Origin of the sequence: Haloarcula sp. Atlit-47R (assembly GCF_003665985.1) — an archaeon.
In the GTDB taxonomy this organism is placed as follows: Archaea; Halobacteriota; Halobacteria; order Halobacteriales; family Haloarculaceae; genus Haloarcula; species Haloarcula taiwanensis.
In genome coordinates this window covers 162,333-175,978 of record NZ_QPLQ01000004.1, presented here as the reverse complement: position 1 = coordinate 175,978, position 13,646 = coordinate 162,333, and the positions used below count along the sequence as shown (strand labels likewise).

Below are 13,646 nucleotides of genomic sequence, written 5' to 3'. Positions count from 1 at the left end.
AAGTCCACGGGGCACAAAGGCGTGTTCTGCAATGCCACACCACACACACGGGAGCGACGGCGCACACGAGCACGACGAGCCGGAAGCCGGCCACGTCCACGAATCGGTCGACGAGGGTGTCGACGCACGGGACGACTGGGCGCGGCGGCGTCGGAAGGGGATTCCGACAGACAAGCAGTTGCTCGTCGTCGCCTGCATGGACGAGCGCATCCCCGTCGAGGACGCGCTCGGCCTCTCGCTGGGCGACGCACAGATTTACCGCAACGCCGGCGGCAAGGTCACAGACGACGTGATCCGCTCGGCCGCGCTGACGACACAGTACTTCGATACGACCGAAATCATCGTCGTCAACCACACCGACTGTGGGATGATGAGCGCGTCCGACGAGGACGTGATCGAAGGGTTCGAGGCCGCGGTCGACGGCGACCTCGACGACGTCGACCTCGACCCGGCGCTGCCGGAGTTGAATATCGGCGACGCGTCACTCGCGGAGTGGGTCCGGATGACCGACGACATCGACGCGGCGTGTGCGGCACAGGTCGAATACCTCGAAAACCACGACTTGATTCCCGACGACGTGAGCGTGACCGGGTACGTCTACGAGGTCGAGAGCGGGCACCTCCGGCGGCCCGGCGAGCGGGTCGCGGAGCAGGTCAACGAGCGCGTGTAGCCGACCGGCGTCGTCGCCGAGTGACTGTGCGGCCGCCACCTCCGCCCCGGAGCCAAACCGTTAATCCGCGGCCGGGCCCTCGGATGAGACATGGAGTCGATTCATCCGCGGGTGAGACTGCTGTGGATTCTATCGACGGTTATTCAGGCGTCGGTGCTCGGCGTCATCGCATATCTCGTCGACCGGTTTGCTGTCCCACTGCCACAGACGGTCATCGTCGGCGGCTGGGTCGTGCTCGTGGTTCTGGGTGTCGTCCACGCCGTCGCTGCCCACCGAATCTGGCGATTTGACCTGCAAGACGACGCACTGTTTCTCCTTCGCGGTGTCGTCACCCGGACCGACACGTCAGTCCCGTACGTCCGTGTTCAGCACGTCGATACCACGCGCGGTCCGGTCGAACGCGCTATCGGGCTAGCGAGTGTCGTCGTCTACACCGCCGGGACCCGCGGCGCGGACATCACTATTCCCGGGCTGCGGCCGGAACGGGCGACCGAACTCCGTGAACAGCTCCGTGACCTCGCGAACGAGAGCGAGGCGACGGACGCGGTATGAACCGGCTCCACCCGCGAAGTGCGGTCCTGCGCGTCGCCCGAGCGGCGCTGCAGGGCGGCTTCTTCGGCTTTTTCGGTGGGTCACTTGGGACCGGGATGCTCGGACTGCCGGCGTTTGCGGTTCCGCTGCTTGGCCTGTTCGGCGCGCTGGCATTCAGCGGCTACGCACTGGCGCGCTACCTCCGCTTTCGCTACGAACTTGACGGGGACACGCTCACCGTCGAATCCGGTGTCTTCGCCAGACAGTCCCGGCAGATTCCGCTCGGCCGCGTCCAGAACCTCGATGTCGAGCAGAACATCCTCAATCGCCTGCTCGGCCTCGCTATCGTCCGCTTCGAGACAGCCGGTGGCAGCGCGACGGAGGCCACCCTCGATGCAGTCGACGAGGCCGAAGTCAGACGCCTGCGGAACTACGTGCGGACCCACGACCGGGACGACGAAACTGCGGCGGCCACCTCCGATGCGGTGTCTAAGACTGCGACAGCTGTCCGGTCGGCTCACGCGGACCTCCCCGGCGTGACCGGCCCCACTCCGGCACGCGCGGGCGACGCCCAGACCGCGAATGAGCACGGGGACCCGGTTTCGACGTCGGAGGTGGAGGACCGCGACCAGCCGGACGGGTCGCTGTTGTTCGCCTTCGACCAGCGCGAACTCCTGACGTACGCCCTCGTCTCTGTTCGACCGGCCGCGCCGGTCCTCACGCTGGCGTCGCTCCCGCTGGGGATGGACATTGTCTGGGCCGTGCTGCGGTTCAATGCGACCCTCGTTGGAGCGTCGCTGAATGGGCCTGTCGTCCGCTGGCTAGCCGGCTCACCAGAAACAACGCGAGTTGGCATTTTCGCTGCGATTTCGCTCGCTCAGTTCTTCCTGCTCGCACTGGTCGTCAGCGTGGCGCTAACCGTCATCGAATACTACGGCTTCCAGCTCACGCAGGCTGACGGCGACCTCCGGTACGAGCGTGGACTCCTGCGCCGCTACAGCGGCAACATCCCACTGGAGAAGGTGCAGACGGTAACTATCCGCGAAAACGTCCTGATGCGGCGGTTCGGCTACGCGACGCTGGCCGTCGAGACGGCCGGCTACAGCGGCGGGAACCAGCAGTCGACGCAGGGTGTCGCCGTCCCGCTTGCACCACGCGAGGAGGTGTACGAACTGGCCCGTGACATCGAACCGTTCGGCGACCTTGACTTCGAGCGGTCGCCCAAACGCGCCCGACGGCGCTATCTCGCGCGCTTCTCGCTGGCCGCAGCCGGGCTCACCGCGGTCGCCTACGCCGTGGACGCGCTGGTGCTTGAAACGGGCTACTGGTGGCTCACAGCCCTCCTCTTTCTCCCGGTCGCGCCGGCGGCCCACCTCCGCTGGCGACACCGCGGGTTCGACCTGGACGACTCTGTGCTCGCGACCCGGAGCGGGTTCTGGCGGCGGACGACCCGCATCGTCCCGTACTACCGGCTCCAGACGGTGTTCGTGACGCGCTCGCCGTTCCAGCGTCGTCGCGACCTGGCGACTGTGGGGGCTGACACGGCGAGTTCGTCGAGCCTTCTCGGCGGCATCGCCCGCGTGTACGATATCGACGAGGACACTGCAACAGCGCTCAGAGAGACATTGCGAGAACGCCTCACCGCACACCTCGCGGGACTGCGGCTGGGCGATAGGGCCGGCGACACGGACGGGTAGTCAGCCCCGCGCCCATTCGACCATCCGACCGTACACCTCGTCGGTCGCCAGCGCGTCGCCGTCGCCGACGAGCACGAGCGCCTTCTTCGCCCGCGTGAGCGCGACGTTGATACGCCGGTAATCCTCGAAGACGGGGCTGTCGAGCGCTCCGGTGGCGACGAACGAGATGATGATGACTTCTTTGCTCGACCCCTGGAACCGGTCGACCGTGTCGACGGTCACGTCGGGTAGACGCTTCGATATCTCCGCGACCTGCGCGCGGTACGGGGCGATGACGCCGATATCGTCGGCTGCTACCCCAGCCGACCGGTACGACGCGACGATGTCGGCGATCCGGTCGGCCTCGGCGGGGTTGGTGTTGCCGACTTGGCTGCCGTCGGGGTCGACAAACGCCACGCGGTCCCGGAGCCGCTCGGGCAGGCTCGTGGTCGAGACGCCGTCGAGGTCATCGAGCCGCTGGGCCGCTACCTCGCCGGTCGCGGGCCGCAACTGCCCGTCGTAGAACTCTCGCGAGGCGAAGGCCTGAATGCGCTGGGCCATCCGGTACTGGCGGTCCAGCATGATGCCGGCCTCGGGGTGGGCCTCCATCAGGCGCTCGAACAGCGAGGTCGACAGCGTCTCGTCTTCCGACTGGACCACGGGCGGGAGCTGCTGGTGGTCGCCGACGAGCACGAACCGGCCGGCGAGCGTCGTCGCCGCGAGCGTCCCCGGCTCGGTCAGCTGGCCGGCTTCGTCGACGACGGCCACGTCGAACTCCTGGGTCTGGAGCGTGCTCCCGCCACAGGTGGCCGTCGTCGCCGCGACGACCTGTGCGGTCTGGAGCCGGCTCGCACACGCACCAGGGTCGCCGCTGGTCTCCAGCCGGTACTTCTGCATGTCCCCGCGGACACCGCTCTCCGTGCCGACGCGGACGATATCGGTGTACCCCTGGTCTTCTAGCGCCTCCAGCAGATTGTCCACGGCGCGGTTGGTAAAGGCAGAGAGCAGTACTCGGTCGCCGCGAGCAACCAGAGCCCGCACCATTCGGGCTAGCGTATAGGTCTTGCCCGTCCCGGGCGGGCCGTGAACGAGCGCGAAGTCCTCCGCGCCGACCGCTAACTGGACGGCCTCGTTCTGGGCGTCGTTGTTGTCGATGAACGTCTCCTCGACGGTATTGAAGTCCGGCTCGCGCCGCCCGAACAGCACGTCCTTCTGCTCGGGCGACTGGAGGAGCACGGCGTCGTGGAGCGCGTTCTGGAGCCGGTCGGTCGTCAGCTCGGAGGGGTACACGTCCAGCCGCCGGAGGTCCAGTGGCTCGTCAGCCGTGACGACGATTTCTTCGCCGAGACGTTCTACGCGGGCCAGTTCAGCGTTGCCGGTCACCGGGTCGCCGTCGCTGGCGAGCACGAGATTTCCTTCGCGGATTTTCGAGACGGCCCCGGTCCCGGTCGCGCGGAGTTCCCACCGGCCGCCGTCGAGTTCCCGGCGGCCGGTCGGTTCGAGGTCGATGAGCGCGCGGTCGTTGTCGGCGCGCTCCTCGGGCGTCTGTTCCCAGAGCTTCGCGTACTCCCGATGGACGGACCGGCGCTCGGCCTCGATTGCCGCGTAGAACTGCTCGAAGTAGTCCAGTTCCTCGTCGGGCACCGCTCGGCCGACCTGTCCAGCCTTGGATTCCTGGTCGAGGCGGCCGGAGACGGCCATACAGGTGTCCTGCTCGAAGCAGTACTCGCATTTCGCGTTGGCCTCGTAGCCGGTCGGCACGCTACAGTCGTACTCCATCGCCGCAATCGCATTGCGCGTCCGGACGACGTAGTTCAGCAGCCCGCTCCCGATAGAGAACTCCTTGGCCGGTGAGAGGTCGCCGCTTTCTTCGGCGCGGTCCACGGCGGCGTTTTTGGTGTACAGGAGCGTGCCCGTATCCGGCGCGGCCTCGACGGCGCTGTCCGCGCCGGCCGTGCGCTCGCCGAGCATCAGCGCGTACGCGGTCGCCTGAATCTTGTCCTGGAATCGGGGCTCTCGCTTGGTGTTCTTGCCGGTCTTGAGTTCGACGGGCATCCCGCGCCGGACGGCATCGGCCCGCCCCTTCATGCCGAACCGCTCGGAGATGAGCGTCATCTCGGAGCGCCACTGGTCTGTTTCAGTTAGCGTCCCCTGCTGGAGCCAGCCCTGAATAGCTGCGGCGTGGTCACGCACGTCGCCGGCCACCTCGTCGGACTCTCGGCCCAGCAATCCGATATCCAGTCCGGCGGCGTCCACCTGCTCCTCGATAGCAGTGTCGAGGTCCCGGCCACGGAGCAGGTCGCCGAACACCTCGTGGACGACGGTCCCCTTCACCAGTGGATAGGCGTGGTCCGCGCCGTCGAGTTTCCGGAGGTAGTACATCCGCGGGCACTGCACCCACGCCCGGATGTCGGTCACGTCGACGAGGAAATCCGGCTGGACGACGAGGGTGGCGTCGCCGCCGACGGAGTACTGCTGCTCGCCCTGGTACTCCCGCTCGTCGGGGTTGTAGACGGCGATCTCCATGCCTGTCTCGATGACGGCGGCGTTCTCAGTCCACTTCCCCCAGAGTGTCACTGTCGTCGGTTCGCCGGCTCCGCGTTCAGGGCGGATGGTCACCTCACAGAGGTCGCTTTCCCCGTACTGGGTGGTCACCGTCTTCGGCTCCTCGATGTCGACGACGACGCCGCGAACGCGATCCGCGCTCACTGGCTGGCCCTCCCCTGTTGCACGGCCCAAGCGAGGGGGCGGACCCTCAAAAGTCGTTCGCGCCGCGGGTCATTCGCTGGTCGCATCGGCTTCGGACTCCGTGTCGGCGGCGTACTCCTGCAGCGTCTCCAGCGATACGTCTTCGAGTACGTCTTCGCTCGTCGCGTCGAGGTTCACCGGCGGTGCACGCCCGGCCTCGTGAGCCTCTATCCAGCGCGGGACACAGACACACCAGTGGTCGCCGGGGTCGAGGCCCGGGAAGTTCAGGTCCGGCCGCGGCGTCACGAGGTCGTTGCCCTGCGCCTTGCTGTACTCTAGAAACTCCGCAGTCATCACGGCACAGATCTCGTGCCGACCGGGGTCACGCTGGAGCGGGTAGCAGTATCCGTCGCGCATGAAGCCCGTCTTCGGGTCCATCGAGCAGGGGGCCAGTTCCCCGCCGAGGACGTTGCGTTCGCTTTCCATACCACGTCTGGCTGTTCCGGGGAGTAAAGCCGTTCGGCTACGCCACTGACAGGCTGGCTGTCACCCGGATGCTTCGCTCCCGCGCAGCGACGACCGGTCACTGTGCCATTCAGGACCGATGGGTTCATTCTGACCCAGTTCAAACAGGAAACTGACAATGCGCGTTCGCGACTGGCAGGACATTCTCGAAGACGTGATGGAGAGCAATGCCAATCCGGGGGACTGGCGTGCCGTCGGGGGCGACCGCGCGAACGGAATCGGCGAGGATATCTACTTCGGACACCCCGATGCCGGCGTCTACCAGCTCAAGACGTACGCGAAGAACCCTTTCGAGGTACAGGGCGTCGGGTCGCAGGTGGCCCGCCGAATCGACGACGACATCGACCCGCTGTTCCCGACCGATGGCTCGGGCATCTTCGGCGTCCAGCAGGGGCCCGAAGACGAGGACGACGCCAAGGAGAAGGCGAAGAACCTCGAAACGGTGCTCGAAACGCACGCTGACGCACCCACATCGCCGCAAGCGCTGCTGGAAGATATGATGGACGCGATGGACTCCCCGGCCTACGGGCCGATGGAGTTCGACCACCACGACCGGCCCGACCAGATGACCGAACTCACCGAGACGTTCGAGGAAGCGGAGGAACTACTCGACGCAGAGTTCGAAGACGTCATCGAGGAAGACGTAGAGCGGGGCTTTTACTGATGGCCGAACGGACAGACGCCGACTGTTACGGGGGCTCCTGATGGTCGGCCCTTCGATGACGGACGCCGACCGGAAACGCTTTCTCAGATACACGCAAGTCGGGTTTGCGCTCCTTATCGGCGGGTCGATGGGGCTTGTGACGATGTATGGCGGTGCCGAGCTGCTGATTGTCGTTGGCGTGTTCGTTGGTGGCACCGCTGTCGGTGGCGCTCTCGCGTGGTATCTCATCCCGGAGAGCATCGCAGAAACCCCGTACGAGTCGGTCGACAGCGGTCCGAAACCCGGCGCAAAGATGAAGCAACGTCGGCAGGAGAACGACGGCTCCAGACAGCAGGCAGCTGAGGACGACGGCCGGCTCTCACAGAACCGCGACTAGAGGAAGTCGTCCTGCATCGCGGGGTCCTGCTGTTCGGAGGCCGTCTGGTCGAAAATCTCTTCGTCGAGCGTTTCGGTCTCTTCGGTCGTAGTATTATAGGCCGAAATCCCCCGCTTCAGGAGATCTTCGACTGCTTGGTCGCGGTTGAGGAACTCGCCCTGTTCGACGAGTCGCTGGATGTCCGAGTCCACCTGGTCCGGGAGTGACACCTTGATCTTGCTCACACTTGCCGCCTATACTGTTCGGACATAAAAACCCACCCCTGCTTTTGAGAGGGGTCAAAAAGGCGCACACGTGAATGCGCGAAACCGTCACACACTTGCCGGCGGCCGACACGAACCACAGTGTGAACGCGAACGACCGAGCGATCACTGCACTGGTCATGCTCGCACACGGGCTGGTCCACACCTACGAGATGACGGTCCCGGTATTCGTCGTCATCTGGCTCACCGAGTTCGACCTCATTAACCTCGGTATCGCTCAGTTCGACGTGACAACGGCGACCGTCGGCGTCATCGTAACAGTAGGCTATGGCCTGTTCGGGGCCGGCGCGCTCCCGGGCGGCATCATCGTCGACCGAATCGGTTCCCGCCGGCTCATCACCGGCTGTCTGCTCGGCATGGGTGGGTCGTACATCCTGCTGGGACTGGCTCCGAGTATGGTCGTTATCGCGCTCGCGCTCATCCTCTGGGGAATCTCTGCCAGCGTGTACCATCCGGCGGGGCTCTCGCTTATCAGCAAAGGTGTCGAACAGCGCGGGACCGGACTCGCCTATCACGGCGTCGCTGGCAACCTCGGTATCGGTCTCGGTCCGCTCGTCGCCGCGATTCTCCTGTTGGTCGCCGAGTGGCGGACCGTTGCACTCGTTCTCGGGGTTCCGGCGCTGCTCGCCGCCGTCTACGCCTCGCAGGCGAGTTTCGACGAAACGGCGGCGGTGACGACGGCGACTGACGGCGGGTCGAAGGCCAACAGCGGCATCGACTCCCTCGGAGAGTTCCTCTCGGAGAGCAAGCACTTGCTGGCCGGGAGTTTCCTCTTCGTGTTCGTCGTCGTCATGTGCTCGGGGCTGTACTACCGCGGTGTCCTCACGTTCCTCCCGGAACTCCTGCGAGACTTGCCGGGCTTCGAGCCAATCCCGGTGGAGACGTTACTGCCACCCACCGTGCTCTCAGCGCTTGGCATCGAAACCGGAACGGGGCAGGCCTTCAAGCCACAGGACTATTTTTACGCCGGCCTGTTGCTCATCGGCGTCCTCGGCCAGTACGCCGGTGGCAAACTGAGCGACCGGATTCCCGTCGAGTACGGCATCGCCGGGTCGTTCCTCGTGCTTGCCGTCCTTGCAGTGCTGTTCGTTCCGGTGTCGGCGATAGGCTTCGGGCCGCTGGCGGTGCTCGGTGCGCTTCTGGGCGTCGCGCTGTTCGTCGTCCAGCCGATGTATCAGGCCGCCGTCGCGGAGCACACGCCCACTGGCACGCGCGGACTGTCGTACGGCTACACGTATCTGGGTGTGTTCGGGGTCGGCGCGCTCGGTGGCGGGCTGGCGGGGTCGATTCTGGCTTTCGCGAACGTGACGGCGCTGTTCGGGACGCTCGCCGGAATCGCACTCGTCGCTGTCCTCGCGGGAACCACCCTCGCTCGTCGTTCGTGACTCCCTGAGTGAGAGGCAGGCCGTCGCATCGCTTGCTATTTCTGTCTGTACAATCTACCTGCCGCTCAGATGGACGCCGCAGTTATCGTCCCGGCCTACAACGAGGCGGAGTCGCTGGCCCGCTGTCTGGCTCCCTTCGAGTCACAGCCCGTCGAACTGGTCGTCGTGGTCGGCGGCGACGACGGGACGGAACAGGTAGCCCGCGACGCCCCCTTCGTCGACACCGTCGTCCGGTGCGACGAGGGCGGGGCGGGAATCGCCAGGAACCGCGGAGCAGAAGCCGCGACAGCGCCGATACTGCTGTTTACCGATGCCGATACGGTCGTCCCCGAGGACTGGGTCCGCCTGCATCTCAGGCACTACACCGACGACGATGTGGTGGGGGTCGGCGGCCCCGCACGCCCGCTCGAAGACAGCCTCAAACACCGCGTGCTGTTCAAACTGCTGTCGGACTACTGGTATCGGGTCTCGTGGCCGCTGGGCTTCGTCCAGCAACCGGGCTTCAACTGTAGCTTCCGGGCCGACGCCTTCGAGGCCGCGGGCGGCTTCGACGAAGACATTCCGTTTATGGAGGATACAGAACTCTCTCTCCGGATGAAAGACTACGGCCGGATTGTCTACGATGCGGACTCCTGTGTCGCTACGTCGGCCCGCCGTGAGGCCGACGAGGGGTATCTCTCGCTGTTTGCGAAGTACGTCCGCGGGTACGCGAACCACTACATCCTCCGCCGGGAGTTCGATGCCGACTACTTCTGAGAAGGGCAACCTTTTCAACGCACACACCGGAGCACTGACACGATGAGTGGCTGGCGGTCACTGCCCCGACGTGCTGTCGAACAGGGACGGTCGGACCTCCGGGACGACCCCTATCTCCGCTATATTCTCCTCCTGTCGACTGTGCTGGTCGGATTCTGGTTCTGGCACCGCATCCCGAACTTCGCGACCCGGGACGAGTACAGCCGCCTGCTTGACGCGATGGTCGTCTACGGCTCAGTCCTCGAAGAACCGACCTTCGAGGGTCTCAAGGCCGGTGTCGAGTGGGGCCGGGCCCCGTTCGGCGCGACGCTGTACCTCTACGTACTCGCCATCCTCCCTGTCGTCCTTGTCGCAGCACTGACCGGCGACCTGGGCGCGTTCACAGCCATCGCCTTCCCAAGCTGGGAGTTCGGCCACTACGAGGCCTGGGCCGCCACGCCCGAGTGGATATGGACCGGGAGCCTCGTCTTCATCCGGCTAACCAACGTCGTTGCTGCACTCTGTGCCGTCTACCTCACCTACCGCCTGGGCGTCGCAATCGAGGGGCGCAACGCGGGCCGGCTGTCGGCGGTCGTGCTCTCGCTGACCTTCGGCTTCCTCACCATCTCGAAGGAAGCCGGCGAGGATATGCCGGCGCTGGTGTTTGTCCTCCTCGCGCTGTACCTGCTGGTCAGGTACGTTCAGACCGACGACGGAACGCTGTTTCTAGCGGCGAGCGCCGCTGGCGGGGTCGCCATCGCGTTCAAACTGACGGCCGCGCCGGTTATCCTGCTTATCGGCGTCGCCTTCCTGCTGCGTGCCCGTGTCGCTGACGCGCCGCTAACGGAGACGCTGTACCGGCCGAAGCTCCTCCTGAGCGGCGCTTTGCTTGGGTTCGTCATGATCGTGCTTGGATTCCCGACCGCGCTCGTGGCGGGTCCCGAGCCGTTCATCGAGCGGGTGTTCGGCGGCTCGACCTCGCGGATGAGTCACCCGACCGGTCCCGACGCCCCGATGTGGTGGTGGTTCCTGCGGGGGTACTTCAGCGCGCTTGGACTGCCGCTGGTTGCCGCGGCCGCAGCCAGCATCGTGGCGACCGTTGCGACGTTGCGTGACCGCGGTGTCGCCGTCCACGGCACTGTCCTCGTCCTGACGGGACTGATAGCCTACATCGCCATGTTCTCTCAGTGGCACGACTTCCGGGTCCACCACCTCTTGCCGACGTTCCCGCTGCTCGCCTTACTCGTCGGGGGACGACTGGTGGACCTCCGCGAGCGCTCGTCGTCTCTGGCGCGACCGGTGATGGCCGTTCTGTTGGTAACAACGGCCGTCTACGCCGGTATCGGGGCAGCCCAGTTCGCGTCGATGCCCCGGGACGAGGCGACAGCGTGGCTCGAAGACAACAGCGACGAGGGGGACGTGGTGGAGTCGTATCGCGTCCACATCCAAGACACTGCTATCCCGCACTCGCTGACCGCCCGCCACGTCGCCGGTCAGGACTCGGAAGCGGAGGAAGCGATGGCGTGTCCGCGATACATTCAGGTCGGGTACCGTGACCTGCTCTACCTCAAAGAAGACACCTACTACCGGAACGGTGACGCACAGGCCGTCTACCTCCGGAAGCTTCTGAACGAGGAGTATAACTACCGAATCGTCGCGGAGTTCGGGGAGCGGCCGCCGAACTTCGTGCCCCAGCGGCCGACGCCCGGTTCCTTTACCGACCTGCTCCGACTCGGCGTTGTCCCGCACACGGACCAGTTCGCCGACGAGCAGGAACTCGCGGCGAACCAGTACACGCTGATTTTGGAGCGTGACGGCCAGTGCGACACGAGCCGGCATCCGCCCTTCTGAGTCCCTCTTTGCGTAGCTCTTTCCGGCTACTCTGTCGTCAGTGACGTAACGTCGAGTCGAACAGAGGGATACCAGCCCGCAAGCGACGGCAGGTAGATACTGAGGAACCGGTCGACGAAGATGATCGGGATGATAACTGCTGCCGGGATGCCCAGCGCGACGAACACCGCTGTCGCCGTCGCTTCGGTGATGCCGATACCGCCGGGCGTCAGCGGCAAGAGTGTCACAGTGTATGCGACCAGCAGATACAGCGGCACCGCGACCAGTGGTTCGAACCCGACGCCGAAACTCCCCAGCAGCAAGCCGACGCGGACGCCGGGCGCAAGGACGAGATCGACGGCCCAGCCGATTGCGTACCGCAGCCACACTGCCGGCTCGCTCGCCAGTGTCCGGAACGTCGTGGTTGAGCTGTCCGTGAATTCGAGCAGGCCGTCGAGTCGGGCCGCGAGCCTTTCGCCGACGCGTGGGACCTGGACTGCGACCCCGGACAGCCAGCCGATAAGGCGGTCCAGATAGGTGAGCTTGAGTCCTCCGAACAGTATGGCGAGACCGGCTACGAAGTAGAGGCTCGTCGCGAGCGCCAGCACCACGAGGAGTTCGGGCCGGAGCAGTGGAATCGCCAAGACGAGTCCCGCGGTCGCCGCGACGCCGTAGTACAGCGCGAAGACAGCGGTGTGAAGCGCTGAGGCGGCTGCGGCGTCGCTGTAGTCCATCCCGGTCTGGCTCCGGAGGACAAATGGTGCGGCTAGCCGTCCGGAGAGCCGCGAGGGGAGCAACTGGTTGACGAAGTTCACGATGAGGGTCGTTCCAGCGGCGGTCCGGAACCGGACAGGGGACAGCGGGGAGATTACCGCGTGCCACGTGTAGGCTCGGCCACAGATGCCGAGGGCGCTGACGGCGACGATCGCGAGCGCTGTCTCGCTCTCGACGCCGGCGAGCAGGTCGATTGCGCTCCCGATGTCGAACTGCGTGAGCAGCCACGAAACCGCACCGACGGCGATACCGTACTGGGCAACCGTGATGCCCAGGTCACGAGCCCGACTCGTCACGGCGTCTCGCCCCTGTGTAGCTGTGACGCGGCCGCCTCACCGTCAGCTAAAACGGCCCGTGCGGTCGTGAACTCGAAGTCCTGTTGCAGAATCCGTTCGACGGCCCGGCGCATCCAGTCACCAGTTCTGACGTACACCCGCGTCGGCACTCCCTCAACGGCTGGCAGGTCGACCAGTTCCCACGGATGGACGTACAGCATTGGCGTGATACCACGCCGGGCTAGTAATTTCATGCCCAGAATCGTGTATCGCGGGCCGAAAAACCGGAGCCAGGTCCCGGTGAGAGGTAACTGCAGGCCGGGCATGACGCTCGCCGGGAACTCCGTAACGCTGTCCGGCGCGTCTGGACGCACGGCCGTCGCCGGCACCGGCTCGTGAATGTCGTACTCGCCGCCGTACCACCCCGGTATTGACCGACTGGAGACGACGCTAGAGTCGTACGTGTACCCGGTATCGGCAAGCAGATCGAAGTGGTCGTCGGTGATGTCGAAGGCAGGCGCGCGGAACCCGGAGACGCGTTTGCCGGTAACTCGCTCCAGCACGGCCTTCGACTGGGACAACTCCGCTCGTCGCTCCTCGCTGTCGAGAGCAGAGAGCAACTGGTGTGTCTGCGTGTGCGAGCCGATTTCGATACCCGCATCAGACAGCGCTCGCACGGCGTCGGGATGGGTCTGAGCGACTGATGAGACCACGAATGCGGTCGAAGTCGCATCGTACTTTGCGAGCGTGTCCCTGAAAAATCGACCGCCGTCGAGGCCGACACCGTCGCGGTCGGTCGTCCCCGATGCGCTCCGGTAGGCCGGCGTCTGGGTGAACAGCTCGAAATCTATCGACAACACCGCCCGGTCAGTCATCCTGCTCGTCCTCGGTCCGTAGCTGGTGTTCCTCCAGTTCGCTCCGGAGGAGGCTCAGCTCCTCGTTCAGCCGCGACAGCCGGTCGTACATATGCCCGATTCGGTTGAGCAGGTACGTCACCGCGACGAACAGCGTCAGGTTCGAGATGACGAGGATGGCACGCGCCTTCCATTCGAGGCCCAGCAGCCGCGCCACGACCTCGAACACGTTGGGAACGACGGCGACGACGATGAGCCCTGCGCCGAGCAGCAGCGACATCACAAACAGCTCTAGTGACTCGCGTTCGCTTCTGACGATGATGTACCCGTTCGCGAGGAAGGCCAGGCCGACGACCAGCGACAGGAGGTTGACCAGTGAGTAATCGAATCCAAAGACCAT

At 65.4% G+C, this 13,646-nt stretch carries 14 protein-coding genes; 8 read left to right on the top strand and 6 right to left on the bottom strand.

Annotated elements, in window-relative coordinates:
• Positions 1 to 31 precede the first annotated feature (31 nt).
• The 3 genes from DVK00_RS15690 (at position 32) to DVK00_RS15680 (ending at position 2,898) form a co-directional block, all read left to right on the top strand.
• Positions 32 to 670, top strand: a complete 639-nt coding sequence (locus DVK00_RS15690; protein WP_101350115.1) for a carbonic anhydrase — start codon at positions 32 to 34, stop codon at positions 668 to 670.
• Between the two features lie 90 nt (positions 671 to 760).
• Positions 761 to 1,222 (top strand): PH domain-containing protein, encoded by a 462-nt coding sequence (locus DVK00_RS15685; RefSeq protein WP_101350114.1) that lies wholly within the window; start codon positions 761 to 763, stop codon positions 1,220 to 1,222.
• Entirely contained in the window at positions 1,219 to 2,898 is a 1,680-nt protein-coding gene (locus DVK00_RS15680; RefSeq protein WP_101350113.1) for a PH domain-containing protein, read from the top strand. The genes DVK00_RS15685 and DVK00_RS15680 overlap by 4 nt, the downstream gene beginning before the upstream one ends.
• On the opposite strand, the gene DVK00_RS15675 is transcribed toward DVK00_RS15680, so the two are convergent.
• Both DVK00_RS15675 and DVK00_RS15670 read right to left on the bottom strand, forming a co-directional pair.
• Complete coding sequence (locus DVK00_RS15675; protein WP_121577977.1) at positions 2,899 to 5,586, bottom strand: AAA domain-containing protein; 2,688 nt, start codon at positions 5,584 to 5,586, stop codon at positions 2,899 to 2,901. It lies immediately after the preceding gene.
• Positions 5,587 to 5,655: 69 nt separating this feature from the next.
• Entirely contained in the window at positions 5,656 to 6,051 is a 396-nt protein-coding gene (locus DVK00_RS15670; protein WP_101350112.1) for a DUF2237 family protein, read from the bottom strand.
• A 157-nt stretch (positions 6,052 to 6,208) separates the two neighbouring features.
• Between DVK00_RS15670 and DVK00_RS15665 the strand changes: the two genes are divergently transcribed.
• Complete coding sequence (locus DVK00_RS15665) at positions 6,209 to 6,754, top strand: hypothetical protein (protein WP_101350111.1); 546 nt, start codon at positions 6,209 to 6,211, stop codon at positions 6,752 to 6,754.
• A 40-nt stretch (positions 6,755 to 6,794) separates the two neighbouring features.
• Complete coding sequence (locus DVK00_RS15660; RefSeq protein ID WP_101350110.1) at positions 6,795 to 7,130, top strand: hypothetical protein; 336 nt, start codon at positions 6,795 to 6,797, stop codon at positions 7,128 to 7,130.
• On the opposite strand, the gene DVK00_RS15655 is transcribed toward DVK00_RS15660, so the two are convergent.
• Positions 7,127 to 7,354 (bottom strand): ribbon-helix-helix domain-containing protein, encoded by a 228-nt coding sequence (locus DVK00_RS15655; protein WP_004518043.1) that lies wholly within the window; start codon positions 7,352 to 7,354, stop codon positions 7,127 to 7,129. The genes DVK00_RS15660 and DVK00_RS15655 overlap by 4 nt on opposite strands.
• A 74-nt stretch (positions 7,355 to 7,428) precedes the next feature.
• Here DVK00_RS15655 and DVK00_RS15650 point away from each other — a divergent pair, with 74 nt between their 5' ends.
• From DVK00_RS15650 to DVK00_RS15640, 3 genes are all read left to right on the top strand, one after another.
• Entirely contained in the window at positions 7,429 to 8,778 is a 1,350-nt protein-coding gene (locus tag DVK00_RS15650; RefSeq protein WP_121577976.1) for an MFS transporter, read from the top strand.
• Positions 8,779 to 8,847: 69 nt separating this feature from the next.
• Entirely contained in the window at positions 8,848 to 9,534 is a 687-nt protein-coding gene (locus DVK00_RS15645; RefSeq protein ID WP_101350108.1) for a glycosyltransferase, read from the top strand.
• Positions 9,535 to 9,576: 42 nt separating this feature from the next.
• On the top strand, positions 9,577 to 11,364 hold the full coding sequence (locus DVK00_RS15640; protein WP_101350107.1) for a glycosyltransferase family 39 protein: 1,788 nt from the start codon (positions 9,577 to 9,579) through the stop codon (positions 11,362 to 11,364).
• 26 nt (positions 11,365 to 11,390) lie between these two features.
• On the opposite strand, the gene DVK00_RS15635 is transcribed toward DVK00_RS15640, so the two are convergent.
• The 3 genes from DVK00_RS15635 to DVK00_RS15625 are packed head-to-tail and all read right to left on the bottom strand — an operon-like array spanning position 11,391 to position 13,646.
• Positions 11,391 to 12,413 carry a lysylphosphatidylglycerol synthase transmembrane domain-containing protein gene (locus tag DVK00_RS15635; protein WP_121537520.1) on the bottom strand — a complete coding sequence of 341 codons (1,023 nt, stop codon included), beginning with the start codon at positions 12,411 to 12,413 and terminating at the stop codon, positions 11,391 to 11,393.
• Positions 12,410 to 13,267, bottom strand: a complete 858-nt coding sequence (locus DVK00_RS15630; protein WP_101350105.1) for a polysaccharide deacetylase family protein — start codon at positions 13,265 to 13,267, stop codon at positions 12,410 to 12,412. The genes DVK00_RS15635 and DVK00_RS15630 overlap by 4 nt, the downstream gene beginning before the upstream one ends.
• Positions 13,260 to 13,646, bottom strand: a complete 387-nt coding sequence (locus DVK00_RS15625; RefSeq protein WP_101350104.1) for a DUF2304 domain-containing protein — start codon at positions 13,644 to 13,646, stop codon at positions 13,260 to 13,262. Before DVK00_RS15625 ends, DVK00_RS15630 begins: the two co-directional genes overlap by 8 nt.

Coding starts and splice junctions, on each gene's coding strand:
- DVK00_RS15690 (WP_101350115.1), top strand. CDS start 32: ATGCCACACCACACACACGGGAGCGACGGCGCACACGAGCACGACGAG.
- DVK00_RS15685 (WP_101350114.1), top strand. CDS start 761: ATGGAGTCGATTCATCCGCGGGTGAGACTGCTGTGGATTCTATCGACG.
- DVK00_RS15680 (WP_101350113.1), top strand. CDS start 1,219: ATGAACCGGCTCCACCCGCGAAGTGCGGTCCTGCGCGTCGCCCGAGCG.
- DVK00_RS15670 (WP_101350112.1), bottom strand. CDS start 6,051: ATGGAAAGCGAACGCAACGTCCTCGGCGGGGAACTGGCCCCCTGCTCG.
- DVK00_RS15665 (WP_101350111.1), top strand. CDS start 6,209: ATGCGCGTTCGCGACTGGCAGGACATTCTCGAAGACGTGATGGAGAGC.
- DVK00_RS15660 (WP_101350110.1), top strand. CDS start 6,795: ATGGTCGGCCCTTCGATGACGGACGCCGACCGGAAACGCTTTCTCAGA.
- DVK00_RS15650 (WP_121577976.1), top strand. CDS start 7,429: ATGCGCGAAACCGTCACACACTTGCCGGCGGCCGACACGAACCACAGT.
- DVK00_RS15645 (WP_101350108.1), top strand. CDS start 8,848: ATGGACGCCGCAGTTATCGTCCCGGCCTACAACGAGGCGGAGTCGCTG.
- DVK00_RS15640 (WP_101350107.1), top strand. CDS start 9,577: ATGAGTGGCTGGCGGTCACTGCCCCGACGTGCTGTCGAACAGGGACGG.
- DVK00_RS15630 (WP_101350105.1), bottom strand. CDS start 13,267: ATGACTGACCGGGCGGTGTTGTCGATAGATTTCGAGCTGTTCACCCAG.
- DVK00_RS15625 (WP_101350104.1), bottom strand. CDS start 13,646: ATGGTCTTTGGATTCGATTACTCACTGGTCAACCTCCTGTCGCTGGTC.